At 74.0% G+C, this 24,802-nt stretch carries 25 protein-coding genes; 4 read left to right on the top strand and 21 right to left on the bottom strand.

Annotation, left to right across the window (positions count from 1 at the left end):
• Positions 1-12 precede the first annotated feature (12 nt).
• From coaBC to ACFT5B_RS15935, 19 genes are all read right to left on the bottom strand, one after another.
• Positions 13-1,221 (bottom strand): bifunctional phosphopantothenoylcysteine decarboxylase/phosphopantothenate--cysteine ligase CoaBC, encoded by a 1,209-nt coding sequence (coaBC, locus tag ACFT5B_RS15845; protein WP_386799942.1) that lies wholly within the window; start codon positions 1,219-1,221, stop codon positions 13-15.
• Positions 1,222-1,249: 28 nt separating this feature from the next.
• Complete coding sequence (gene rpoZ, locus ACFT5B_RS15850; RefSeq protein ID WP_386799944.1) at positions 1,250-1,552, bottom strand: DNA-directed RNA polymerase subunit omega; 303 nt, start codon at positions 1,550-1,552, stop codon at positions 1,250-1,252.
• A 115-nt stretch (positions 1,553-1,667) separates the two neighbouring features.
• A complete protein-coding gene (gene gmk / locus ACFT5B_RS15855; protein ID WP_386800021.1) occupies positions 1,668-2,285 on the bottom strand; it encodes a guanylate kinase in 618 nt (205 codons plus the stop codon).
• A gap of 3 nt (positions 2,286-2,288) precedes the next feature.
• Positions 2,289-2,609, bottom strand: coding sequence for an integration host factor, actinobacterial type (mihF, locus tag ACFT5B_RS15860; protein ID WP_386799946.1), 321 nt, complete (start codon positions 2,607-2,609; stop codon positions 2,289-2,291).
• A gap of 136 nt (positions 2,610-2,745) precedes the next feature.
• Positions 2,746-3,549: a tyrosine-protein phosphatase gene (locus tag ACFT5B_RS15865; RefSeq protein ID WP_386799948.1), complete on the bottom strand. Its 804-nt coding sequence runs from the start codon at positions 3,547-3,549 to the stop codon at positions 2,746-2,748.
• Positions 3,550-3,604: 55 nt separating this feature from the next.
• A complete protein-coding gene (gene pyrF, locus ACFT5B_RS15870; protein WP_386799950.1) occupies positions 3,605-4,471 on the bottom strand; it encodes an orotidine-5'-phosphate decarboxylase in 867 nt (288 codons plus the stop codon).
• Entirely contained in the window at positions 4,468-7,806 is a 3,339-nt protein-coding gene (gene carB / locus ACFT5B_RS15875) for a carbamoyl-phosphate synthase large subunit (RefSeq protein WP_386799952.1), read from the bottom strand. Before carB ends, pyrF begins: the two co-directional genes overlap by 4 nt.
• 3 nt (positions 7,807-7,809) lie before the next feature.
• The gene (carA, locus tag ACFT5B_RS15880; protein ID WP_386800023.1) at positions 7,810-9,003 is read right to left on the bottom strand and encodes a glutamine-hydrolyzing carbamoyl-phosphate synthase small subunit; all 1,194 of its coding nucleotides are present in this window, start codon (positions 9,001-9,003) and stop codon (positions 7,810-7,812) included.
• A gap of 35 nt (positions 9,004-9,038) precedes the next feature.
• Positions 9,039-9,623, bottom strand: coding sequence for a hypothetical protein (locus ACFT5B_RS15885; RefSeq protein WP_386799954.1), 585 nt, complete (start codon positions 9,621-9,623; stop codon positions 9,039-9,041).
• The gene (locus ACFT5B_RS15890) at positions 9,620-10,999 is read right to left on the bottom strand and encodes a dihydroorotase (protein ID WP_386799956.1); all 1,380 of its coding nucleotides are present in this window, start codon (positions 10,997-10,999) and stop codon (positions 9,620-9,622) included. Before ACFT5B_RS15890 ends, ACFT5B_RS15885 begins: the two co-directional genes overlap by 4 nt.
• Positions 10,996-12,012 (bottom strand): aspartate carbamoyltransferase catalytic subunit, encoded by a 1,017-nt coding sequence (locus tag ACFT5B_RS15895; protein WP_386799958.1) that lies wholly within the window; start codon positions 12,010-12,012, stop codon positions 10,996-10,998. Before ACFT5B_RS15895 ends, ACFT5B_RS15890 begins: the two co-directional genes overlap by 4 nt.
• Entirely contained in the window at positions 12,009-12,635 is a 627-nt protein-coding gene (gene pyrR, locus ACFT5B_RS15900) for a bifunctional pyr operon transcriptional regulator/uracil phosphoribosyltransferase PyrR (protein ID WP_386799960.1), read from the bottom strand. The genes ACFT5B_RS15895 and pyrR overlap by 4 nt, the downstream gene beginning before the upstream one ends.
• A 167-nt stretch (positions 12,636-12,802) precedes the next feature.
• A complete protein-coding gene (locus ACFT5B_RS15905; RefSeq protein WP_386799962.1) occupies positions 12,803-14,251 on the bottom strand; it encodes a pyridoxal phosphate-dependent decarboxylase family protein in 1,449 nt (482 codons plus the stop codon).
• Positions 14,248-15,726: an MFS transporter gene (locus tag ACFT5B_RS15910; protein WP_386799964.1), complete on the bottom strand. Its 1,479-nt coding sequence runs from the start codon at positions 15,724-15,726 to the stop codon at positions 14,248-14,250. Before ACFT5B_RS15910 ends, ACFT5B_RS15905 begins: the two co-directional genes overlap by 4 nt.
• Before the next feature lie 98 nt (positions 15,727-15,824).
• The gene (nusB, locus tag ACFT5B_RS15915; protein WP_386799966.1) at positions 15,825-16,241 is read right to left on the bottom strand and encodes a transcription antitermination factor NusB; all 417 of its coding nucleotides are present in this window, start codon (positions 16,239-16,241) and stop codon (positions 15,825-15,827) included.
• A gap of 1 nt (position 16,242) precedes the next feature.
• Entirely contained in the window at positions 16,243-16,806 is a 564-nt protein-coding gene (gene efp / locus ACFT5B_RS15920; RefSeq protein ID WP_386799968.1) for an elongation factor P, read from the bottom strand.
• A gap of 87 nt (positions 16,807-16,893) precedes the next feature.
• Positions 16,894-17,307 carry a hypothetical protein gene (locus tag ACFT5B_RS15925; protein WP_386799970.1) on the bottom strand — a complete coding sequence of 138 codons (414 nt, stop codon included), beginning with the start codon at positions 17,305-17,307 and terminating at the stop codon, positions 16,894-16,896.
• Positions 17,304-17,939 carry a hypothetical protein gene (locus tag ACFT5B_RS15930; RefSeq protein ID WP_386799972.1) on the bottom strand — a complete coding sequence of 212 codons (636 nt, stop codon included), beginning with the start codon at positions 17,937-17,939 and terminating at the stop codon, positions 17,304-17,306. The genes ACFT5B_RS15925 and ACFT5B_RS15930 overlap by 4 nt, the downstream gene beginning before the upstream one ends.
• A 66-nt stretch (positions 17,940-18,005) precedes the next feature.
• The gene (locus ACFT5B_RS15935) at positions 18,006-18,446 is read right to left on the bottom strand and encodes a type II 3-dehydroquinate dehydratase (protein WP_386799974.1); all 441 of its coding nucleotides are present in this window, start codon (positions 18,444-18,446) and stop codon (positions 18,006-18,008) included.
• Positions 18,447-18,479: 33 nt separating this feature from the next.
• On the opposite strand from ACFT5B_RS15935, the gene ACFT5B_RS15940 reads away from it, so the two are divergent.
• The 4 genes from ACFT5B_RS15940 (at position 18,480) to ACFT5B_RS15955 (ending at position 22,894) form a co-directional block, all read left to right on the top strand.
• Positions 18,480-19,961 (top strand): MFS transporter, encoded by a 1,482-nt coding sequence (locus ACFT5B_RS15940; RefSeq protein ID WP_386799976.1) that lies wholly within the window; start codon positions 18,480-18,482, stop codon positions 19,959-19,961.
• Positions 19,958-20,992, top strand: coding sequence for a serine aminopeptidase domain-containing protein (locus tag ACFT5B_RS15945; RefSeq protein ID WP_386799978.1), 1,035 nt, complete (start codon positions 19,958-19,960; stop codon positions 20,990-20,992). The genes ACFT5B_RS15940 and ACFT5B_RS15945 overlap by 4 nt, the downstream gene beginning before the upstream one ends.
• Positions 20,989-21,756 (top strand): glycerophosphodiester phosphodiesterase, encoded by a 768-nt coding sequence (locus tag ACFT5B_RS15950; protein ID WP_386799980.1) that lies wholly within the window; start codon positions 20,989-20,991, stop codon positions 21,754-21,756. Before ACFT5B_RS15945 ends, ACFT5B_RS15950 begins: the two co-directional genes overlap by 4 nt.
• A gap of 181 nt (positions 21,757-21,937) precedes the next feature.
• Positions 21,938-22,894 carry a DUF559 domain-containing protein gene (locus tag ACFT5B_RS15955; protein WP_386799982.1) on the top strand — a complete coding sequence of 319 codons (957 nt, stop codon included), beginning with the start codon at positions 21,938-21,940 and terminating at the stop codon, positions 22,892-22,894.
• Between the two features lie 167 nt (positions 22,895-23,061).
• On the opposite strand, the gene aroB is transcribed toward ACFT5B_RS15955, so the two are convergent.
• The gene (gene aroB, locus ACFT5B_RS15960) at positions 23,062-24,237 is read right to left on the bottom strand and encodes a 3-dehydroquinate synthase (protein ID WP_386799984.1); all 1,176 of its coding nucleotides are present in this window, start codon (positions 24,235-24,237) and stop codon (positions 23,062-23,064) included.
• Positions 24,234-24,797, bottom strand: a complete 564-nt coding sequence (locus ACFT5B_RS15965; protein WP_386799986.1) for a shikimate kinase — start codon at positions 24,795-24,797, stop codon at positions 24,234-24,236. The genes aroB and ACFT5B_RS15965 overlap by 4 nt, the downstream gene beginning before the upstream one ends.
• Positions 24,798-24,802 lie beyond the last annotated feature (5 nt).

The following is a 24,802-nucleotide window of genomic DNA, read 5'->3' on the forward strand; positions in this document are numbered from 1 at the left end:
CGGGCAGTGCAGTCAGCGGGTGAGGCGCTTGACGACGGCGTCCCAGACGACGTCGGCGACGTGCTCCTTGGAGCCTGCGGCGGTCTCGACGACCTCGCCGGCAGAGTCGACGATCGTCACGTCGTTCTCGTCCGTCCCGAAGGCCTTCCCTGCCCCGACGGCGTTGACGACGACGAGGTCCGCGCCCTTCCGGCGGGCCTTGGCCCGCCCGTGGAACAGGACGTCGCCCGTCGCGTCGCCGGTCTCGGCCGCGAAGCCCACGACCACCTGGCCGGGGCGCAGGCGCTCGGTCGCGAGCTCCCGCAAGATGTCCGGGTTCTCGACGAGCTCGATGGGTGCGGGCGTCTCGCCGGGCACCTTCTTGATCTTGGCGTCCGGGACGTGCACCGGCCGGAAGTCCGCGACGGCCGCGGCCATCACGACGGCGTCCGCCTCGTGCGCCGCGGCGCGGACGGCGTCACGCAGCTCGGCCGTGGACACGACGGGGACGAACGTGCCCACGCCGGTCGGGGCCTGCGGGAGGTTCGCACCGACGAGCACGACCTCGGCTCCGCGGGCGACCGCCGACCGGGCCAGCGCGACGCCCTGCTTGCCGCTCGACGCGTTGCCGATGAAGCGGACCGGGTCGATGGCCTCGCGGGTGCCTCCCGCGGACACCACGACGCGCCGACCGGCGAGGTCGCGGGGGCGCGAGCCGCGGGCGGCGACGTCGAGCGCGACCCGCGCGATCTCCTCGGGCTCGGGGAGCCGACCGGGGCCGCTGTCGGCGCCCGTGAGCCGGCCCGACGCGGGCTCGATCACGTGCACGCCCCGCGCCCGGAGCGTCGCGACGTTCGCCACCGTGGCGGGGTGCTCCCACATCTCGGTGTGCATCGCGGGCGCCACGACGACGGGTGCCCGCGTGACCAGCAAGGTCGCGGTCAGCAGGTCGTCCGCCTGGCCCGTCGCAGCGCGCGCGAGCAGGTCCGCCGTCGCGGGCGCGACCACGACGAGGTCGGCCGACTGCCCGAGCGCGACGTGCGCGACGCCCGGGACGTCGTCGAACACGTCGGTGCTGACGGGCTCACCCGACAGCGCCTCCCACGTGGGCGCGCCGACGAAGCGCAGCGCGGCCGCGGTGGGGATCACACGGACCGCGTGCCCCGCCTCGCGCAGCAGGCGCAGCAGCAGGACCGCCTTGTAGGCGGCGACCCCGCCCGCGACCCCGAGGACGACGCGCATGGCCAGCTAACCCCGATCGCTCAGCAGCTCAGAGCTGAGGCGCGGCGGAGTCGCCGGGAACGCCCTCGACGTCCTCGCGCTCCGTCATGGTGAGGAGGCCGGCGTTGATCTCGCGGAGCGCGATCGACAGCGGCTTCTCCTGCGGGCGCGTCTCGACGAGCGGGCCCACGTTCTCGAGGAGACCCTCGTTGAGCTGCGCGTAGTACGAGTTGATCTGGCGGGCGCGGCGCGCGCCGTAGATCACGAGCGCGTACTTCGAGTCGGCACGGTCGAGCAGGTCGTCGATCGGCGGGTCGGTGATGCCCTCGGGCTTGGCGACGGTTCCGGACACGGAGGCTCCAGTTCGAGAAGGACGGAAGGGGATCTAGCCCATTCTACGGGGTCGGACGCGCGAGACGCCCGCAACCCGGGCCGAGGCGCCGGTCACAGGCCCCCGGAACCGCGCGCTAGGCGTTCACGGCGCCGGTCGTGCGGCCCGCACCGTGCGGGGCCAGGCCCATCACGGCGACGAGCTCGTCCGTGGCGCGGTGCACCTCGTCGTTGACGATCGTGTGGTCGAACTCGGGCTCCGCGGCCAGCTCGACGCGCGCGGTGCCGAGGCGGCGCTCGCGCTCCTCGGCGTCCTCGGTCCCCCGTCCGACGAGGCGGCGGACGAGCTCCTCCCAGCTCGGCGGGGCGAGGAAGACGAACCGCGCGTCAGGCATCGACTCGCGGACCTGCCGCGCACCCTGGAGGTCGATCTCCAGGAGCACGGGGCGTCCGTCGGCCAGTCGCTCGAGCACGGGCCCGCGCGGCGTCCCGTACCGGTTGCGGCCGTGGACCACCGCCCACTCGAGCAGCTCGCCGTGCTCGACCATCCGGTCGAACTCCTCGTCCGTGAGGAAGACGTAGTGGACGCCGTCGACCTCCCCGGGCCGCGGCGGGCGCGTCGTCGCCGACACGGACAGCCAGATCTCCGGGTAGCGGGCGCGCACGTCCGCCGAGACGGTGCCCTTGCCGACGGCCGTCGGACCTGCGAGGACGGTGAGCCGGGCGCGGGGCGCGGCGGAGTCGGTGCGTGTGATCGTTCAGCCCTTCGAGTCGAACCTCTCGATCAGGGCCTTCGCCTGGTGCGGACCCAGCCCGCGGACGCGGCGGGTCTCGGCGATCCCGATCTCCTCCATGATCGCACGGGCCTTGACCTTGCCGACGCCGGGCAGGGACTCGAGGAGGGAGACGACCTTGAGCTTGCCGATCACGTCGTCGGTCTGCCCCTGCTCGATGACCTCGGAGAGCGAGCCCTGCGAGTACTTGAGCCGGTTCTTCACCTCGGCGCGGGCACGCCGGGCGGCGGCCGCCTTCTCGAGTGCGGCGGCGCGCTGTTCTGGGGTGAGGTTCGGGAGTGCCACGGTGGTCGCCCTTCGAGTGGTGGGGATGCCGGACGGCAACTGCACCCCTCGAACGTAGCGAGGCACCCGGGCCCGTGCAATCGATCGGCGCCCGACACGCGCAACGCACAGGTGATCTCTGACCTGCTCGGACGGGTCAGAGGAGCCGACCGACGAGGCTGTCACGGTCCTCGGAGGACAGCCCGCACGCCGCGACGTAGGCATCCACGCTGCCGTGCTCGCGCACCGCGAGGTCCCACGCCGAGAGCAGGAAGTCGTCCTCGACGGACACGAACGGCTCCACCGCGTCGGCGTCCAGGCCGGGGATCGGGGGGATCCGCGCGAGCATCGTCTGGGCGGCCTGCGCGCTGAGGAGGTACTCGGCGAGCCGGGCGTCGTCGTCGACCCCGCACAGGTACTGCACGAGCGCGACGAGCCAGCCCGTGCGGTCCTTGCCCGCCGAGCAGTGCACCACGGCCGCGCCGTCGGCGTGCGCGAGATCGGTGAGCGCGCGGCCGACCGCGGCGCGCACGACGCCGTCGGTGACGAACGAGGCGTAGACCGTCCGCATCATCGTGCGGGCGACCTCGGCTGGCCGGTCGGCCTCGAGGAGGCGGACGACGAGAGCCTGGGTGTCCGCGGTCGGCGACATGGGCGCGCCGTCCACGGAGGCACGTGCGGAGTCGGCGGAGGCCAGCGCGGACGCGGGGTCCATCGCCCGGTGCAGGACGGCGATCCCCGTCCCGACGGCGTCCGCGCCGTCCCGTTCGACCTCCTGCGGCCCGCGGAGGTCGATCACGGTCGTGACCCCGAGCCCGTCGAGGGTGGCTCGGCCGTCGTCGTCGAGGCGGGCGAGGCTCGCCGTGCGCAGGAGCACGCGCTCGCGCAACGGCGCGCTGCTGCCGCTGGGCACGGCCCGGCCACCGACGTCCCGCGCGTTCCACGTCCCGGAGATCTCCATCCGGCCATCCTGGCAGGTCAGGGGCCTGACGCGCGAGACCTCCGGGACGTGGCGGTCAGTCGCGGAGCGCGCTCCGGGCCTCCGCGGAGGCCTCGTCGGCCGCACGGCGCAGCGAGGCGAGGTCCGGGCCCGCGCGCAGCACGCCCCGCGAGGAGGACGCGAGCACCTGGCGGCGCGCCTTGCCGAAGACCGAGGCGAGCTCGGCGGGTCCCCCGCCCTGCGCACCGACGCCCGGGGCGAGCAGCGGACCGTTGACCGCCGTCAGGTCCGTGGCGGTCCGCTCGGCGGCGTCCCCGACGGTCGCGCCGACGACGAGCCCGATCGACCCCATCGGGTCGACGTCCGCGTTGAGCGCGGCGGCGTGCGCGGCCATCGTCGCGGCGACGCTCGGCCCGTTCGGCCAGCCGTCCACCGTGAGGGTGCGCGCGTGCTGGACCTCGTGGCCCTCCTTGTTCGAGGTCAGGCACAGGACGAACAGCCCGCGCCCCGTGGCCAGTGCCAGGTCGACCGCCGGCTCGAGCGACCCGAAGCCGAGGTACGGCGAGACCGTCAGCGCGTCGCCCGCGAGCGGCGAGCCGTCGCGGAGGAACGCCTCCGCGTACGCGTCCATGGTCGAGCCGATGTCGCCGCGCTTGGCGTCCACGACGACGAGCGTCCCCGCCGCCTGAGCGGCCGCGATGACGTCCTCGAGCGCCGCGACCCCGCGCGAGCCGTGGCGCTCGAAGAAAGCCGCCTGCGGCTTGACGGCCGGCACGCGCCCGCCGACGGCCTCGACGACCCGCAGGCCGAACTCGCGCACGCCCGCGGCGTCGTCGGGCAGGCCCCAGGCGTCGAGGAGGGTCGCGTGCGGGTCGATCCCCACGCACAGGGGCCCTCGCTCGTCCATGGCCGCGGCGAGCCGCGCCCCGAACGGCGCGGTCACGCCGTGGCCCCAGCCGTGCGGGCGGAGCGCTCCGCGAGGTGCTCCTGCAGGCTCCCGACGGCGAACGGCCCGGCGAGCTGCGCCTCGATGCCCTGCACCGCGGCCGAGAGCTGCTGCACGGTCGTGACGATCGGCTTGTCCGCGGCGGTCGTGGCGGCGCGGATCTCGTAGCCGTCGGCGCGCGCCCCCTGGCCGTTCGGGGTGTTGACGACCATGTCGACCTCGCCCTCGGTGATGAGGTCCACGATCGTGGGCTCGCCGTCGGCCCCGCGGCCCTGGGAGTACTTGCGCACGACGGTCGCCGGGATCCCGCTGCGCTGCAGCACGACCGCGGTGCCCTCGGTGGCCAGCACCTCGAAGCCGAGCTCGGTCAGGCGCCGGATCGGCAGGACGATCGACCGCTTGTCGCGGTCGGCGACCGACACGAACACGCGGCCCGACTCCGGGAGCCCGCCGAACGCGGCGGACTGCGACTTCGCGAACGCCGTCGGGAAGTCGGTGTCGAAGCCCATGACCTCGCCCGTCGAGCGCATCTCCGGGCCGAGCACGGTGTCGACGGCCACGCCCTCGGCGGTGCGGAACCGCTTGAAGGGCAGGACGGCCTCCTTGACCGCGATCGGGTCCGCGAGGTCGATCGTCGCGCCGTCGCGGTCGGAGGGCAGCAGCCCCTCCGCGCGCAGCTCCGCGATGGTCTCCCCCGCCATGACGCGCGCCGCGGCCTTCGCGAGCGGGACGCCCGTCGCCTTGGACACGAACGGCACCGTGCGCGACGCGCGCGGGTTGGCCTCGAGCACGTACAGGACGTCCGAGACGAGCGCGTACTGCACGTTGAGCAGGCCCCGGACCCCGACGCCCTTCGCGATCGCCTCGGTCGAGCGGCGGATCCGCTCGAGCTCGGCGGCCGACAGCGAGACGGGCGGGAGCACGCACGCGGAGTCGCCCGAGTGGATGCCGGCCTCCTCGATGTGCTCCATGACGCCCCCGAGGAACATCTCGGTGCCGTCGTAGAGGGCGTCGACGTCGATCTCCATGGCGTCGTCGAGGAAGCGGTCGATGAGCAGCGGGGCGGGCAGCGAGCCGGCGGCCTGCTCGTTCGCGGCGGCGAGGGCGCGCTCGACGTAGCCCGTGAGCTGCTCGGCCGAGTAGACGATCTCCATGCCGCGGCCGCCCAGCACGTACGACGGGCGGACGAGGACCGGGTAGCCGATCGACTCCGCCACCTCGCGTGCGCGGTCGAGCGAGCGGGCCGTGCCGAACGCCGGGGCCGGGAGGCCGGCGTCGGCGAGGACCTGGCCGAACACGCCGCGGTCCTCCGCGGCGTCGATCGCCTCGGGGCTCGTGCCGAGGATCGGCAGGCCGGCGTCGGCGAGCTTCTGCGCGAGGCTCAGCGGCGTCTGCCCGCCGAGCTGCACGATGATGCCCTTGACCGGGCCCGCGGCGAGCTCCGACTGGTAGACCTCGAGCACGTCCTCGAACGTGAGGGGCTCGAAGTACAGGCGGTCGGACGTGTCGTAGTCCGTCGAGACGGTCTCCGGGTTGCAGTTGACCATGACGGTCTCGTACGTGTCGGCGAGCGCGAGCGTCGCGTGCACGCACGAGTAGTCGAACTCGATGCCCTGGCCGATGCGGTTCGGGCCCGAGCCGAGGATGATCACGGCCTCGCGCTCGCGCGGCGCGACCTCGGTCTCCTCGTCGTACGACGAGTAGTGGTACGGCGTGCGGGCGGCGAACTCGGCGGCGCAGGTGTCGACCGTCTTGAAGACCGGGCGGACGCCGAGCGCGTAGCGGACCTCGCGGACCGTGGCCTCGCCGGCCGGGCCGAGGTGCCGCAGGCGCGCGACCTGCGCGTCGGACAGCCCGTGCCTCTTGGCCCGCGCGAGGACGTCGCGCGTGATCGCGGGCGCGTCGGCGACGTCGGCCGCGACCTCGTTGATCAGCTGGATCTGGTCGAGGAACCACGGGTCGATCTTGGTCGCCTCGAAGACCTGCTCGACCGTCGCACCCGCGCGCAGCGCCTGCTGGACGCCGATGATCCGACCCTCGGTCGGGCGGGCGATCTGCTCGAGGAGCGCCTCGAGCTCGGCGCCGGAGACGGGCTCGCCGTCCCAGTGGAACACCGAGCCCGACTTGTCGATCGACCGCATGGCCTTGCCGAGCGCCTCGGTGAAGCTGCGGCCCAGCGCCATGGCCTCGCCGACCGACTTCATGGTGGTCGTGAGGGTCGGGTCGGCGGCCGGGAACTTCTCGAACGCGAACCGCGGCACCTTGACGACGACGTAGTCGAGCGTCGGCTCGAAGCTCGCGGGCGTGACCTGCGTGATGTCGTTGGGGATCTCGTCGAGCGTGTAGCCGACGGCGAGCTTCGCGGCGATCTTCGCGATCGGGAAGCCCGTCGCCTTCGACGCGAGCGCAGACGAGCGGGAGACGCGCGGGTTCATCTCGATGACGATGACGCGGCCCGTCGCCGGGTCGACGGCGAACTGGATGTTGCAGCCGCCCGTGTCGACGCCGACCTCGCGGATCACGGCGATGGAGATGTCGCGGAGCTTCTGGTACTCGCGGTCCGTGAGGGTCAGCGCGGGCGCGACCGTGATCGAGTCGCCCGTGTGCACGCCGACCGGGTCGACGTTCTCGATCGAGCAGACGACCACGACGTTGTCGTGCTTGTCGCGCATGAGCTCGAGCTCGTACTCCTTCCAGCCGAGGATCGACTCCTCCAGGAGCACCTCGGTGGTCGGCGAGTAGTGGAGGCCCTGGCCGACGATGCGGCGCAGGTCGTCCTCGTCGTACGCGATGCCGGAGCCCAGTCCGCCCATGGTGAACGACGGGCGCACGACCATCGGGTAGCCGAGCGTGCCGGCCGCCGCGATCGCCTCGTCGATCGTGTGGATGATCTCCGAGCGCGCGCTCTCCCCGCCGCACTTGGCGACGACGCCCTTGAACTGCTCGCGGTCCTCGCCCTTCTGGATGGCGGGGATGTTCGCGCCGATGAGCTCGACGTCGTACTTCTCGAGGACCCCCGCCTCGTGCAGGGCGATGGCCGCGTTGAGCGCGGTCTGGCCGCCGAGCGTCGGGAGCAGCGCGTCCGGGCGCTCCTTGGCGATGATCGAGGTGAGGACGTCGGTCGTGATCGGCTCGACGTAGGTCGCGTCGGCGAACTCCGGGTCCGTCATGATCGTCGCCGGGTTCGAGTTCACGAGGACGACCCGCAGGCCCTCCTCCTTGAGCACGCGGCACGCCTGCGTGCCCGAGTAGTCGAACTCGCAGGCCTGCCCGATGACGATGGGGCCCGAGCCGATGACGAGGACGCTCTTGATGTCGGTTCTGCGCGGCACGGGTCAGGCCTCCTGCTCGGTCGTGCTCTGGGTCATGAGGTCGAGGAAGCGGTCGAAGAGGTACGCCGCGTCGTGCGGGCCGGCCGCAGCCTCGGGGTGGTACTGCACGGAGAACGCGGGCAGGTCGAGCGCCTCGAGCCCCTCGACCACCTGGTCGTTGAGCCCGACGTGCGACACGCGCACCCGGCCGTAACGGCCGTCGTCGTAGGGGGCCGTCGACTCACCGTCGAGCGGGGCGTCGACCGCGAAGCCGTGGTTGTGCGCCGTGACCTCGACCCGGCCCGTCGTGCGGTCCATGACGGGCTGGTTGATGCCGCGGTGCCCGTACGCCAGCTTGTACGTGCCGTACCCGAGGGCCCGGCCGAAGATCTGGTTGCCGTAGCAGATCCCGAAGTACGGGATCCTCCGGTCCAGGACGGCGCGCAGCAGCTCGACCTCGGTGGTCGCCGCGCCCGGGTCGCCCGGGCCGTTCGAGAAGAACACGCCGTCGGGGTGCAGCGCCTCGATCTCCTCGATGGTGGTGGTCGCCGGGACCACGTGCACGCGCATGCCGCGCTCGGCCATCCGGTGCGGCGTCATCGACTTGATGCCGAGGTCGACCGCGACCACGGTCGCGACGGGCTCCTGGCCGGCGTGCTCGCCGAGCGGCTCGATCGTGTACGCCTCGGCCACGGAGACCTCGGCGGCCAGGGCCGCGCCCTCCATCGCGGGCGCTGAACGCACCTCGTCGACGAGCTCGGCGACCGGGCGCACGCGGCCGCCGCGGACGAGGTCGTCGCCCGAGAAGATCGCCGCCCGCATCACGCCCAGCTCGCGCAGGTGGCGCGTGAGCGCGCGCGTGTCCACGTCGCTGATCCCGACGACGCCCTGCGCCGCGAGCTCCTCGTCCAGGGAGCGGTCGGCGCGCCAGTTCGAGTACCGGCGGGCGGGGTCGCGCACCACGTACCCGGAGACCCAGATCCGGCCGGACTCGGGGTCCTCGTCGTTGACCCCCGTGTTGCCGATGTGCGGCGCCGTCATGACGACGATCTGCCGGTGGTAGGAGGGGTCGGTGAGCGTCTCCTGGTAGCCGGTCATGCCGGTGTTGAAGACGATCTCCCCCACGGTCGTCCCGCGCGCGCCGTAGGCGCGGCCCACGCTCGCGCGGCCGTCCTCGAGGACGAGCACCGCGGCGTCGGGGCCGAGGTCGGCGGGCAGCTCGGCGGTCGCCGTGCTGGGGGTGGCAGGTGCGTTCACTTGTTCTCCTCCGTCGTCTCCTGCGCGGCGTCGTCCCGCGCGCCGGTCCCCGTGCTGCCGCCTGGCCGCAGCGCGTTGACCGCGTCGACCAGCAGCGGCCTGTCGGCCGCGTGCCTGGTCCTCAGTCCTGTGTCGAGCGTGACCGGCTCGTCGGCGCCGGTGGCGACGAGCCGCCACGTCACCACGACGAGCCCGTCCTTGCCCACGAACTTGCCCGCCATGCCGGGCGCCGTCTTGGCCTCCACCACGTCGGCCGCGGGGACGAACACGTCCTCCGCGCCCTCGCGCTCGACGACCACGCCGCCCGCGAAGACCTGGACGGTCGCGTTCGACCGGAACCCGAGGTCGTGCGACGCGACGCGGTCCAACCAGTCTCCCGCGGTCGTGCTCGACACGTAGACCGCGTCCACGGGCTGGGTGCGCGCCTCGCCGAGCGCGGCGTCGTCGGGCCGGGCGGGCAGCGCCGGCACGAGCGCGCGGCCGCGGCGGGACCGGCCCCGCCAGCCGAACCACATGATCGCGAGCAGCGCGGCCGCGATGACGACCCAGATCCCGACCGCGACCGGCATGGGGAGGTTCATCGGGCACCGCCCGCCGCGAGGACGCCCGCTTCCACGGGGACCCCGTCGAGCACCGTCGGCCGCCCCCGCAGGAACGTCGCGACGACCCGCCCGGGCAGCTCGCGCCCCGCGAACGGGGTGTTGGCGCTCGCCGTCTCCTGGGCGCGCCCGTCGACGACGCGGCGCGCGGCCGGGTCGACGAGCACGAGGTTCGCGGGCTCCCCGACCGCGACGGGGCGGCCCTGCGCGAGCTCGCCCGTGTCGATGCGGCCGATCCGGGCCGGGTTGGCCGACATGACGCGCGCGACGTCGGCCCAGGTCAGGCGGCCGGTGTCGACCATGGTGGCCTGGACGACGCTCAGCGCGGTCTCCAGCCCGGTCATGCCGAACGCGGCCGCCGCCCACTCGCAGTCCTTGTCCTCGCGGGCGTGCGGGGCGTGGTCGGTCGCGACGATGTCGATCGTCCCGTCGGCCAGGCCCTCGCGGACGGCGTCCACGTCGGCCTGGGTGCGCAGCGGCGGGTTGACCTTGAACGTCGGGTCGTAGCCGCGCGCCTCCTCGTCGGTCAGGACGAGGTGGTGGGGCGTGACCTCCGCGGTCACGTCGATGCCGCGGCCCTTGGCCCAGCGCACGATCTCGACCGAGCCGGCGGTCGACAGGTGGCACACGTGCAGGCGCGAGCCGACGTGCTCGGCGAGGAGCACGTCGCGGGCGATGATCGCCTCCTCGGCGACCGCGGGCCAGCCCGCGAGCCCCAGCTCGGCCGACACGACGCCCTCGTTCATCTGGGCGCCCTCGGTCAGGCGCGGCTCCTGCGCGTGCTGGGCGACGACGCCGTCGAACGCCTTGACGTACTCGAGCGCGCGTCGCATCAGGACGGGGTCCCAGACGCACTTGCCGTCGTCCGAGAAGACCCGGACCCGCGCGGCCGACTGGGCCATCGCGCCGAGCTCGGCGAGCTGGGTCCCCGCGAGCCCGACGCTCACCGCGCCGACGGGGTGCACGTCGACCCAGCCGGCGTCCCGGCCGATCCGCCAGACCTGCTCGACGACGCCCGCGGTGTCGGCGACCGGGGTCGTGTTGGCCATCGCGTGGACGGCGGTGAAGCCGCCCGCGGCGGCGGCGCGGGTGCCGGACTCGATGGTCTCGGTGTCCTCGCGACCCGGCTCGCGCAGGTGCGTGTGCAGGTCGACGAGGCCCGGGAGGGCGACGAGGTCGGTGCCATCGACGACGACCGCGTCACCGGCGTCCGAGAACGGCGTCGCGGCGCCGGCGTCGTGGGGCTCGATCGCGGCGATCACGCCGTCGCGCAGGAGCACGTCCGCTCGCTCGCCCCCGAGCGGTCGCACCCCGCGCAGGACGTAGGTGGACGTCGTGGTGGTGGCGGCGTGGCTCATGCGTGGGCCTCCTCGGTCCGGGCTGGGGTGGTCGGAGCGGCGTCGTGCTGCCCCGTGAGCAGCAGGTAGAGCACCGCCATGCGGACCGCGACGCCGTTGGCGACCTGCTCGACGATGACCGCGCGCGGCGAGTCGGCCGCCTCAGCGGAGATCTCGAGGCCGCGGTTCATCGGGCCGGGGTGCATGACGATCGTGTGCTCGGGCAGGGTCGCGAGGCGCCGTGCGTCGAGGCCGTAGGCGCGCGAGTACTCGAGCGGGCTCGGGAAGAATCCGCCGCCCGCGGAGCTCATCCGCTCGCGCTGGACGCGGAGCATCATGACGGCGTCGGGCTTGCCGTCGCCGAGCGTCGCGTCGAGGTCGTACGAGACGTCGCACGGCCAGGTCTCGACGCCGACGGGCACGAGCGTGGGCGGCGCGACGAGCGTGACGTGCGCGCCGAGCGTCGTCAGCAGCGCCACGTTCGACCGGGCGACGCGCGAGTGCAGGACGTCCCCGACGATCGCGACGTGCAGGCCGTCGAGGTCCGCCCCGACGCCGGACGTGGCGCCCAGCGCGGGGTCGCCCGCCAGGTGCCGGCGCAGCGTGAACGCGTCGAGCAGCGCCTGCGTGGGGTGCTGGTGCGTGCCGTCGCCCGCGTTCACGACGGCGGCGTCGAGCCAGCCGGCGCGCGCGAGCAGGTGCGGTGCGCCCGACGCCTGGTGGCGGACCACGACGGCGTCCGCGCCCATGGCCTGCAGGGTGAGGGCGGTGTCCTTGAGGGACTCGCCCTTGGAGACGCTCGAGCCCTTCGCGGAGAAGTTGATGACGTCGGCCGACAGGCGCTTGGCGGCGGTCTCGAACGAGATCCGGGTGCGCGTCGAGTCCTCGAAGAAGAGGTTGACGACCGTGCGGCCCCGCAGCGTCGGCAGCTTCTTGATCTCGCGGGACTGCGTGGCGGCCATCTCGGCGGCCGTGTCCAGGACGTGGACCGCCTCCGCGCGCGTGAGGTCCGCGGCTGACAGCAGGTGCTTCATCGGGCGTCCTCCGTGGTCCGGCCAGCGGGCTCCGGCGCGCCCTGGATGACGACGGCGTCCTCGCCGTCCAGCTCGGCGAGCCGCACGCGGACCCGCTCGGCGTGCGAGGTGGGCAGGTTCTTGCCCACGAAGTCGGGGCGGATCGGGAGCTCGCGGTGGCCCCGGTCGACGAGCGCCGCGAGCTGCACGGCGCGAGGGCGCCCGAGGTCGCTGATCGCGTCGAGAGCGGCGCGGATGGTCCGCCCCGAGTAGAGGACGTCGTCGACCAGGACGACGACCTTCCCGTCGATGCCGCCGGCCGGCAGCTGCGTGCGGCCGATGGTCCGGGTGGGGTGGTCGCGCAGGTCGTCGCGGTACATCGTGACGTCGAGCTCGCCGGCAGGCGCGAGGGGCCCGGCGTTGGCGGGGTCGGTCGCCGCGATGACGGCGAGCCGCTCGACCAGACGGTGCGCGAGGGGGACGCCCCGCGTGGGGATCCCGAGGAGCACCACGTCACGGGTGCCCTTGTTGCGCTCGACGATCTCGTGCGCGATGCGGGTCAGCGCCCGCTGGATCTCGGTCGGGCCGAGGACGATCGTGCCGGCGGGCACGCTCGTGCTGCCAGGAATCTGGCCATGACTCATCAAGACCTCCTTCCCCGCCTCCCGGACGGGTGTTAAAGGAACGTCGGTTGTTGTTCGTGTTGTGGGCGTGAACGCCGAGGCGAGTCTACCGGAGCGTGCGCCGGGGCCGCCCGGATCCGGGCCGCGCGGCCGTGAGCCTCGTCACGGCCGCGCGGCCGGGGCGGCCGTCAGCCGCGCGCCGGGTCGATCGCGGCGGCCAGCACCTCGGCGAGCACCGGGTGCTTCACCTCGGGCGGCAGCGCCTCGAGCGTCGCCATGACGACGGCGAGGTCGTCGGGCAGCCCGTGGGCGAGGACCTGCTGGGCGAGCGCCGGGTCGGGGGCGGCGGGGGCCAGCCCGCGCACCTCGTCGGCGCCGGCACGGAGCGCGCCGATCAGGTCGTCCGCCACCCGTTCGGTGACCGGGGTGACGGTGAGGTGGACGGTCCGCGGCAGCACCGTGCCGTCCCCCTGCACGAGCGCGGGCTGCGCCTGGAGGAGGAAGCCCCGCCGGCGCACGGCGTCGATGAGCAGGAACGGGTCCACCCGGCGGTCCTCGGTCACGTCCTCGTCGGTCGCGAGCGCGACCAGAGGCCCGTCCGGCCGCCCGACGACGCTCAGCCCCTCGACCTGCGCGGCCCCCTCGACCACGGCGTCCGTCGCGCGCCGGGTCCGCGCCACGAGCGCCGCGAGCCCGTGGGTCCCGAGCGTGCGCGTGATCGCCCACGCGGCCGCCATCGGCCCGGCTCCGCGCGAGCCGAGGACCGTCGGGTTCACCACGGGGTAGCCGGGCCACGCCGACGTCACGAAGTACTGGGTGCGGTGCCGCTCGCGACCGCGGTAGAGCACGACCGACGCCCCCTTGGGCGCGTACCCGTACTTGTGCAGGTCGGCCGACACCGACGTCACGCCGGGGACGGCGAAGTCCCAGGCCGGCAGCGGGTCCTCGTCCTCGCCGCGCCACCAGGGCAGCACCCACCCGCCCAGGCACGCGTCGACGTGGCACGGCACGCCGCGCTCGGCCGCACCGGCCGCGACGCGCTCGACCGGGTCCAGGACCCCGAACGGGTACGACGGCGCGCTCACCACCACCAGCGCGGTCCGGTCGTCGACCTCGGCCAGCAGCCGGTCCGGGTCGACGGTGCCCGTCGCCGGGTCGACCGGGACGCTCACCAGGTCGAGGTCCAGGTAGGCCGCCGCCTTGTGGAACGCCGGGTGCGCCGTTGTCGGGGCGACGAGCCGCGGGCGGGCGTGCGCCCGGACCGGGTCGGCGGCGCGCCAGACGTCGCGTGCCGACTTCACCGCGAGCAGGCACGACTCGGTGCCGCCCGAGGTGACCGAGCCGACCACGTCGTCGTCGCCGTGCAGGACGCCCCGCGCGAGCGCGACCAGGTCACGCTCGACGGCCGCCACCGAACGGAACGTCGTCGGGTCCAAGCCGTTGACCGGGAGGAACAGCTCCACGGCCCGCGCCGCGAGCTCGTCGAGAGCCGCGTCGTCGGGGTCGTACACGTACGACAGCACCCGGCCGCCGTGCGTCGGCGGGTCCTGCGCGCGCAGGCCCTCGAGCAGGGCCAGGACCTCGGGCGCGGGGAGCCCGGCACCGGTCTCGGCGGGGACGGCGGGCGGGTTGCTCATGCGGGCTCCGGGTCGTGATCGGCAGCGTCGACCACGGCGGCCGACAGCGGGTAGCGGGACAGCGGCACGAGGCTCACGAGCGTGAGCGCCGCGGGGAGGACGGTGAACGCGAGCACGACGCCGAGGCGGGCGCTCGCGGGCTGCGCGACGGCCTCGGTCGCGGTGTGCGAGACGAAACCGGTCGCGGCGAGGATGCCGAGGACGAGCGTCGGGCCGAGCGCGAGGCCGGCCGTCTCACCCGCGGTCCAGACTCCGCTGAGGATCCCGGCACGTTCGGCGCCGCGGTCGCGGGCGTCGACGGCGATGACGTCCGGCAGCATCGCGAGCGGGTAGAGCTGCATGCCCGCGTACGCGACACCGGCGGCGGCGACGGGCGCGTAGACCCAGGGTCCGGGTGCCCAGTGCATCGGCAGGAGGGCGAGCGCCGCGGTGGCGAACAGCACGGACGAGCCGACGAGCGCGGTCCGCTTGCCGACGCGCCGCGCGACCCGGGTCGCGACGGGCATGACGAGGAGCGCCGGGGCGACGAGCGCGGCGAACAGGAACGTCACGTCGGCCTCGTCGCCGAGCGTGTAGGTGGCGACGTACTGGGCGCCGGCGAGCATCCCGCCGGTGGCGAGCGCCTGCAGCACGAACGCCCCGGCGAGCCGCCGGAACGCCGGCACCTCCCGCACCGCAGCGACCCCAGACCTGAGGTGCGACGCGACGCCGCGGACGCGACCCGGAGAGGCAGGGGGGGCGGGCCGTGGTGGGCCCTGTACGGGCGTCGGAAGCCCCTCGCGGCGTCGAGGCGCACCCCAGAAAGCCCCCAGCATGCCCAGCCCGAGCGCGACCCCGCACACGATCCCCATGAGGAGGTATCCGGGCCGTCCGCCTCCCGCGGCGTCCCGCAGCGCGGGGCCGCCGGCGCCGAACGCGAGGATCGCGACGGCGAGCACGGCGATGCGGGGCGCGACGAGCCGGGTGCGGGCGGCGTAGTCGGGCGCGATCTCGGCCGGCAGGGCGATGTAGGGGACCTGGAAGATGCTGTAGGCGGTGGCGGCGAGCAGGAACGTGACGACGACCCACCACGCCGCTCCCCCGCCCGTGAGCGCGCCGGGCACCGCGAACACGGCCGCGAACAGGAGCGGGAGCGTGAGGGCGCCGGCGAGGAGGAACGGGCGGCGGGTCCCGCGCCGGGCCGCGGAGGTGTCGGATGCGGCGCCGATCGCGGGCGCGAGCAGGACGTCCCAGACCTTGGGGACGGTCACCACGAGGCTCGCGAGCCCCGCTCCGACGCCGAGGGTGTCGGTCAGGTAGTACGCGAGGACGAGTCCCGGCAGGGTGCCGAAGCCGCCGGTGCCGACGGACCCGGCGGCGTAGCCGACGACGGCCCTGCGGGGCAGCGCGGCCTCGCGGACAGGAGCGGGGGGCGCGTCGGTGGGGGCGGGCGGGTTCTCGCTCGCCGACCGGGGCGGGGGTGGCGTCGTCGGCACACGAGCATGATGCCGGACGGCGCCGCGAGCGCGAAAACGCCGGAGCCCCGGGCGCCGCGGTGGGCGCCCGGGGCTCCGGGACGGTGGTGCTGCGGTCGTCAGGCCCGCAGGGTGGGCCCGAGCTCGGCGACGCGGGCGAGGAGCCCGTTCACGAACGACGGCGAGTCGTCGGTCGAGAGCGACGTCGCGAGCGAGACGGCCTCGTCGAGCGCGACACCGTCGGGGACGTCGTCGTTGTAGACGATCTCCCAGACGCCGACCCGCAGGATCGCGCGGTCGACCACGGGCATGCGCTCGATCGTCCAGCCGTGCGAGTAGGTCGCGAGGATCTCGTCGATGCGCTCGCGGTGGGCGTCCACGCCCTCGACGACCTCGACGGCGTACTCGGGCAGGGAGGCCTGCGTGCCGGGCTGGGCGAGCCGCTCGGAGAGCATGGTGACCGGCGCGATGCCGCGCGAGTCCGCCTCGTAGAGGACGTCGACCGCGCGCTTGCGCGCCTTGCTGCGCGCCGCCACGTCAGTCGTTCACGCGGCCGAGGTACGACCCGTCGCGGGTGTCGACCTTGACCTTCGTGCCGGCCTCGAGGAAGAGCGGGACCTGGATGCTGGCGCCGGTCTCGAGCGTGGCGGGCTTGGTGCCGCCGGTCGAGCGGTCGCCCTGGAGGCCGGGCTCGGTGTACGTGACCTCGAGGACCACGGACGCGGGGAGCTCGACGAACAGCGGCGCGCCGTCGTGCGTGGCGACGATCGCGTTCTGGTTCTCCAGCATGTAGTCCGACGCCGAGCCGACGGTCGTGGCCGCGACGGGCAGCTGGTCGTACGTGACGGTGTCCATGAAGATGAAGTCGTCGCCGTCGCGGTACAGGTACTGCATGTCGCGCTTGTCGACGTTCGCGGTCTCGATCTTCGTGCCGGCGTTGAACGTCCGGTCGACCACCTTGCCCGAGAGCACGTTCTTGAGCTTCGTGCGGACGAACGCGCCGCCCTTGCCGGGCTTGACGTGCTGGAACTCGATGACGGTCCAGAGCTGGCCGTCCAGGTTGAGCACGGTGCCGTTCTTGATGTCGTTGGTGGTCGCCACGTTCTGCTTCCTGAGGTCGGGGAGAGGTCCGGGTGCGTGAGGCGCGGGACCGCGCTGGGCGGAGCCCGCGAAAAAGCCCAGGCGATTCTACCTGACGAGGCCGTTCAGCCACAGACCGAGCAGTCCGGCGGCCGCGGCCCACACGAGCGACGCGAGCGTCCCGATGACGAACCGCTCCGAGACACCCGGGTTGTCGCGGATCTCGGGGTACCGGCCGAGGCCCTTCACGGCGACCACGACGGCGACGCCGGCGGGGAACCCGGCGAGCAGGCAGCCGGTCACCGCGAGCCGCTCGAGGATGCCGATCCAGGTCCCGCCGCGCAGGACGGCGGCGGGGTCCGGGGCGTCGGTGGTCTCGGCGTCGGCTACGGGCGCCTCCCCCGCGGAGGTGCGGCCGGCGGCACGCAGCACCGCGGGGACGACGACCAGGCCGCCGACGACACTGGCGGCGACCAGGAGGACGGAGATCCCGGTGACAGCGAGCACCTGCCCCGCGCTCATGCGGTCGTGCCTCGGTCGTCCATGTCCGCGTCGGCCTCCTCGAGCAGCCGGGCCGCGAGCGGGCGCGCCGCGGCCTCGTCGGCCCACATGCTAGCCCGCACCCGCTGGCTCACCGCCTGGGCCGACACGCCGAGCCGCTCGGCGGTCGCGCGCTGGGTCAGGCCGGCGCGGAGCAGGTCGACGACCTCCCAGCCGGCGTCCGTCCGGCGCTCCGCGACGCCCGAGAGCAGCCGGAGCACCGCCTCGGCCTCGGCGGCCCGGTCGGCCGCCGGGCCCCGGGCGGCCCCGACGACGGCGACCGGCGCGTCGCCCGCGCGCCGCTTGGCCCGCTCGACCGCCTCGCGCGCCCGGACGAACGCCGCCCCCGAGCCCTCGCGCGTGCTCGCCGGCAGCGGTTCGTCGACGGGTCCGACCCCGATGCCGACGCTCCACTCCCCCAGGCGCGCCGCGGTCTGCGCGACGTCGAGGACGGTGGTCGCGTCGTCAAGCACGCCCTGGACCTCGTCGCCGACCGTGCGGTCGAACGGCAGGACCACGCCCGGCGCACCACGCCGCGGCAGGGCGTCGAGCAGCTCGGGTACCCGGTCGCCGCGGCGGCGACTGGCACGTTGATCGAGCGTCAGGACCCACATGCGGCAAGCCTACGATCTTGATCTGAGAGAATCAAGGCTTAGAACTTGAAGATTGGATCCCCAGGTTCAGGGCTTGGCAGAGACCGCCAACAGCGCCAACCGGTACGAGTCGAACCCGAACCCCGCGACCGTCCCCGTCGCCACCGGCCCGATCACCGACGTGTGCCGGAACTCCTCCCGCGCCATCGGGTTCGAGATGTGGACCTCGACCAGCACCAGGCCCGCCTTCGTCACCTGCGCCGCCGCGTCCCGCAACGAGTACGAGTAGTGCGTGAACGCCGCCGGGTTCAGCACCACGTGCGCACCCGCGTCCACCGCCTCGTACAACCAGTGCACCAGCTCGGCCTCGTCGTCCGTCTGCCGCACCTCGGCGTCCACACCCAGCTCACCCGACCACCCGGCCACCGACTCCCGCAGGTCAGCGAGGCTCAGCGCCCCGTACACGTCAGGCTCCCGCACCCCCAGCCGACCGAGGTTCGGACCGTTCAGCACCAGCACGCGCGTCATGTGCCCGAGCGTATCGGGCCGTAGCATGCGCACGTGCCCGCACGCAGCGCCGCCCGGACCCCACGCCCCTCGCCCGACGACGCGAGCGGCGCCCCCGCACCACGCCACCCCCGTCGCGAGATCACCGCCTGGTCCCTGTGGGACTGGGGCGGAGCCGCGTTCAACGCCGTCGTCACCACCTTCGTCTTCACCCCCTGGCTCACGAGCGACACCTTCGTCGAGCAGGGCGCCGACACCGACGCCGTCACCGCCCAGCACTCCGCCTGGCTCGGCTGGGGGCTCACCGTCGCCGGCGTCCTCATCGCCGTCCTCGCCCCCGCGCTCGGGGCGCTCGCGGACCGGTCCGGCCGGCGCAAGCTCTGGCTCGGCGCCAACTCGGCCGTCGTCTTCGTGACGATGCTCGCGCTCTGGTTCGTCGAGCCGGTACCCGGGCACCTGTCGCGCGCCGTCGTGCTCGGCGTCGTCCTGCTCTCGGTCGGCAACGTGTTCTACGAGCTCGCGGGCGTCGCGTACAACGCCCTGCTCCTGCAGATCTCGACGCCCCGCACCATCGGGCGCATCAGCGGCATCGGCTGGGGCGCGGGGTACGTGGGCGGGATCGTGCTCCTGCTGATCCTCTTCGTCGGCTTCATCAACCCCGACGTCGGGTGGTTCGGCGTCACCGACGCGCACGGCCTCGACTTCCGCGTCTCCATGGTGCTCGCCGCCCTCTGGTTCGGGATCTTCGCGATCCCCGTGCTCGTCGTCGTGCAGGAACGGCGGAGGCCGCCGTTCACCGGTGAGGTGGCCGAGCCGGCGGCCGCAGCCGTCGCCCGGCAGGCGGACGCCGACGCCCGCGCCCGCGGGCTCCGCGCCGTCGCCGCCGCGTACCGGCAGCTCTTCCGCGACCTCGCGCGGCTGTGGCGCACGAGCCGCTCGACCCTCGGGTTCCTCGTCGCCAGCGCCGTGTTCCGGGACGGGCTCGCCGGGGTGTTCACGTTCGGCGCCGTCATCGCGTCGGGCACGTTCGGGTTCAGCTCGAGCGAGGTCATCGTGTTCGCGATCGCCGCGAACGTCGTGGCCGGGATCTGCACCATCAGCGCCGGCTGGCTCGACGACCGGATCGGGCCGCGGCGCGTCGTGATCGGGTCGCTCGTCGGGCTGGTCGTCGCGGGCACCGCGGTGTTCGTCCTGCACGACGCCGGGCAGGCGCCCTTCTGGGTCTTCGGGCTCCTGCTCTCCGCGTTCGTCGGGCCTGCACAGTCGGCGAGCCGGGCGCTCCTCGGGCGCCTGGCCGAGCCCGGCCGAGAGACCGAGATCTTCGGCCTGTACGCCACGACCGGACGCGCAGCGAGCTTCCTCGCGCCATTCGCCTTCTCGACGCTCGTGTCGATCACCGGGCACCAGTACTGGGGCATCCTCGGGATCGTCGGGGTCCTGCTCCTCGGGCTCGTCCTTCTGCTGCTCGTGCGCTTCCCGAGCGGCCGCGGCATCGGCGGCCTGCACGACGCGCCGGCCCCGGAGACGGCCGCGTGAGCGACACCGTCGCCTGGCGGCCCGACGCCGAGCTGGGCGACGCGTTCTCCGTCGCCACGCTGCCCGCGCCCGCGGGCGGCGGCGCGAGCCGCGGCCACGGCGGGGCCGTCCCGCCGCAGGTCACGCTCGTGCGCGCGTCGGCCGGGCGCCTGGGCGGCGAGGACGGCTCGCGGCCGCGCGCCGTCGTCCTGCACGTGCACGGGTACAACGACTACTTCTTCCAGGCGCACCTCGCCGCGGCGCTCACGGGTGCCGGATACGGCTTCGTCGCGGTCGACCTCCGCCGGGCCGGACGCTCGTGGCGGCCCGGCGAGGTGCCCCACTACGTCGACGACCTCCACGAGCACGCCGCCGACCTGGCCCTCGCCGCGTCGGGGGCGCGCGCGATGCACCCGGGGGTCCCGCTCGTGGTCCACGCCCATTCCACGGGCGGCCTGACCGCGTCGCTCTGGGCGCACTCGACCCGCCGAGGAACCGACGGCCCGGACGTGCTCATCCTGGACAGCCCGTTCCTCGACCTACGATCGTCCTGGTTCAACCGGACGGTCGGGACGCGGGTGCTGGACGCCGTCGGACCGTACGCGCCGCTGCGGCCCATGACGAGCGCGCCGTCGGTCTACGCGATGCACCAGCTCGCGAGCAACGGTGGCCGGTGGGAGTTCGACACCACGCTCAAGCGACCCGAGGGGCTGCCCGTCCGTGCCGGCTGGCTGCGGGCCGTCCGCCGTGGCCAGGCACGCGTCGAGCGCGGGCTCGACGTCGCCGCACCCGTGCTCGTCGCCCGGTCCGCCCGCTCCGGCCCCGACCGCGAGGACAACCCCGACCTCGACCGGGAGGACACCGTGCTCGACGTGCGGTCGATCGCGCGCCTCGCGCCGCGGCTCGGCCGGGACGTGACGGAGCTCGTCGTCGACGGCGGGGTGCACGACCTCACGCTCTCGGCCGACCGGCCGCGCGCCGCCTACCTCGACGGCGTCCTGAGCTGGCTCGACGGACGCCTCCGAGCCGGGCCCGGACGGACCGGCCGATGACCCGCACCCCGTACCTCGACGCGCCCTTCGTGGCGCTCGCGCACCGTGGGTTCTCGCTCGACGGGCTCGAGAACTCCCTGCGCGCGTTCGAGGCCGCGCACGCCCTCGGCTTCCGCTACGTCGAGACCGACGCGCACGGGACGTCCGACGGCGTCGCGGTCGCCCTGCACGACGCGACGCTCGACCGCACGACGGACGCGACCGGGGTGGTCGCCGACCTCCCCTGGGCCGTCGTGGCGCGGGCCCGCATCGGCGGCGTCGAGCCCGTGCCCCGGCTCGATGACCTCTTCGGCGCGTGGCCCGACCTGCGCGTCAACATCGACGTCAAGGGCGCGTCCGGGGTACGGCCCGTCGCCGAGGCGATCGAGCGGACGCGCGCTCACGACCGCGTGTGCGTCACGTCGTTCTCCGTCGCCCGGCGGCGTGCGACGGTGGCCCTGCTCAGCCGGCCCGTCGCGACGTCCGCGGGGCAGGGCGAGGTCGTGCGGTTCCTGCTCGCCGCCCGGCTGCGGTCGGCGTCGGGCGTTGCCCGCGCCCTGCGGGACGTGGACTGCCTTCAGGTCCCCGTCGCGCAGGGCGTTGTGCGCGTCGTCGACGCGCGGACCGTCGCCGCCGCGCACCGCTCGGGACGGCAGGTCCACGTGTGGACCATCGACGAGCCCGCCGAGATGCGCCGGCTGATCGACCTGGGCGTCGACGGCATCGTGACCAACCGTGCCGACCTGCTCCGCGACGTCCTCACGGAGCGCGGCCTCACCCCCTGACCGCGAGGTACCCCGGCATCCCGCATACCTCGCGAGGCGACAGTGCATCGTGTCTTCTCCTCGGCGGCTCGCTACTTCGTTGCGACGAGAGCCGACGGCGCACCTGGGGAGACGAGAGACAATCCACAGGTCCAGCCCATGTCGGCGCGCGCCGGCCTCGCGCTCCCCGATGCTGCGGGGCATGACGAACACGCAAGAGCGCCCCCGGGACGTAGGGGTCTCGCTGGAACCGCCGGAACTGCCCGAAGTCGAGCGCTACTCGCGTGGACGACGCCACGAGATCGAGGCCCGGGTACGGGACGGGACGTTGGTGCGTCTGCGCACAGGCGTCTACGGGCCCCGCGTCGTCGAGGACAGCGTCGCGAAGCGCGTTCAGGCGCGGATGCTGCAGCAGGTCCGGGCCGCCGTCGAGAGACTTCGCGGTGAGTTCTGGTTCAGTCACGTGACGGCCGCCGTCTTGTGGGGCTGCTGGACATGGAAATCGGACGGGCTCGTGCACCTGACCGAGCTGAGCAACCCTTCGATCCGTCGATCCAGCGAACGGATGATGCGCCGGCACTGGACGCCGTTGCCGCAGCGGGATCGGTCTTCCATCAACGGCATCCCAGTGACCTCGCTCGAGCGGACCGCGGTCGATTGCGCACGCATGCTCCGTCCAGGGCCCGCACTCGTCGTCCTCGACGCGGCTCTGCGCAAGCGGGCGGACCGTCGACTGATGGCGACCATTCTCGAGGAGAGCCGCGGCAAGAGGGGTGTCCGTCAAGCACGCGAGCTGCTGCCGCTCGCCGTCGCCACGTCCGAGTCGCCGGGCGAGAGCATCGTCCGGTGGGTGGCGCTGGACGCCGGGCTGCGGCCACCGTCCACCGCGATCCCCGTGGTCACCGAGATCGGGAAGTTCTGGGTCGATCTCGGGTGGGAGGACCTGAAGATCGGGATCGAGTTCGACGGCGAAGAGAAGTACAGCGGGAAGTACGGCGAACCGGCCGAGGTACGGCGTCAGGAACGGGAACGCCAGGCGGCGCTGGAGCGTGACGGATGGATCATCCTGAGGTTCCGCTGGGACGACTTCCTGGACCTCGACACGATCGCCGAAGAGGTCCGCCGCGCGCTGGCCCACCGCCACGCCCCCGCCAAGTAGACCGGATGCCGGGGTACCTCGCGAAGTACCCGGGATGCCGGGGTACCTCGCGAAGTACCCGGGATGCCGGGGTACCTCGCGGGGGTGGGTCCTCGCCGGGAGGGTCACCCTCGGCCGCTGTCCGGTCAGAGGGAGACGGTCAGAGGGAGACGGTCAGAGGGAGACGGTCAGAGGGAGATGGTGCGCGACGGCGGCGCCTCCGCCGAGATCTCCGCGTAGGCGGCCTGGAGCAGCGCGGGGTCGGGGCCCTCGAGCCGCGTGGGGCGCGCGACGTCGTCGAGCACGACGAACCGGAGCAGGTCGCCACGGGTCTTCTTGTCCCGGCGCATCGCGCCGAGCAGCTGGTCCCACCGGTCGCCGCGGTACGTCGTCGGCAGCCCGAGCGACGACAGGATCGCTCGGTGGCGGTCGACGACGTCGTCGTCGAGCTTGCCCGCGAGCCGCGACAGCTCGGCTGCGAACACCATCCCGACGGACACGGCGGCCCCGTGCCGCCACCCGTACCGCTCGGCGAGCTCGATCGCGTGGCCGAGCGTGTGCCCGTAGTTGAGGATCTCGCGGAGGCCCGCCTCCTTGAGGTCCTCCCCCACGACAGCGGCCTTGACCGTGACCGACCGGCGCACGAGCTCCGCCACGACGGCGCGAAGCTCGTCGGACGGCTCGCTTCCCGTCGCCTCCCACGAACCCCAGTCGCGCAGCTCGGCGGCGTGCGCCTCGACGAGCTCGAGGATCCGCGGGTCCGCGATGAAGCCGGTCTTCACGACCTCCGCGAGCCCGGCGACGAACTCGAACCGCGGCAGCGACTCGAGGGTCGCGAGGTCGGCGAGCACGCCCGCGGGCGGGTAGAACGCACCGACGAGGTTCTTGCCCTCGGCCGTGTTGATCCCGGTCTTCCCGCCGACGGCGGCGTCGACCATCGCGAGCAGCGTCGTCGGGACCTGCACCACGCGGATCCCGCGCAGCCAGGTCGCGGCCACGAAGCCCGCGAGATCGGTCGTCGCTCCCCCGCCGACGCCGACGATCGCGTCCGAGCGCGTGAAGTCCGCCTGCCCGAGCACGCCCCACAGGAACGCGGCGACCTGCGCGGACTTGGCCTCCTCGGCGTCGGGCACCTCGGCCAGGAACGCCTGGTACCCGACGGCCTCGAGGTCGTCGCGAACGACTTCCGCGGACGCCGTGAGCGACGGCTGGTGCACGACGAGCACCCGGCGCACGTCGGGGCCGAGCACGCGCGGCAGCTCGCCGAGCAGGTGCCGGCCGATGAGCACGTCGTACGGCGCGTCCCCTCGTACGGTCACGGCCTCGGGCGCGGTGCCCGCCTCGTCCACGAGCGACTCGCTCACACGTCCTCCTCGGTCCGGGGCGGTGCGCTCTGCTGCGCCCGCCCGATGTGCTCGACGATCTCCTCGACGACCCGGCGCGGCCCGTGGGCGTCCGTCGTCACGCGCACGGTCGCGACCGCCTCGTAGACGGGCCGCCGCGCGGCCATCAGCTCGTCCCAGCGCGTCATGGCGTCACCCGCGAGCAACGGCCGGCTGGTGTCTCCGCGCAGCCGACGGGCGGCGGCCACGCGGCTCACGTCGAGGAACACGACGACGCCACCCCGCTCCACGTACTCGGACAGCCGTTCGCGCGTGGCGGCGTCGAGCACCGCGCCGCCCCCGAGCGAGAGCACGCCAGGGTGCGAGACGAGCGCCGCGGCGACCGCGTCGCGCTCGAGCGCGCGGAACGCCGGCTCGCCCTGCTCGGCGAAGATCGTCGAGACGGCGATGCCCGCCGTCCGTTCGACGTCCGCGTCGGTGTCCCGGCCCTCCACGTCGAGCCGGCGGGCCAGGTGCCGCATGACGGTCGACTTGCCGCTCGCGGGCGGTCCGACGAGGACCGCGACGGGCTGGGGTGCCATGCGGG

This window comes from Luteimicrobium sp. NPDC057192 (genome assembly GCF_042670205.1).
Classification (GTDB): domain Bacteria; phylum Actinomycetota; class Actinomycetes; order Actinomycetales; family Cellulomonadaceae; genus Luteimicrobium.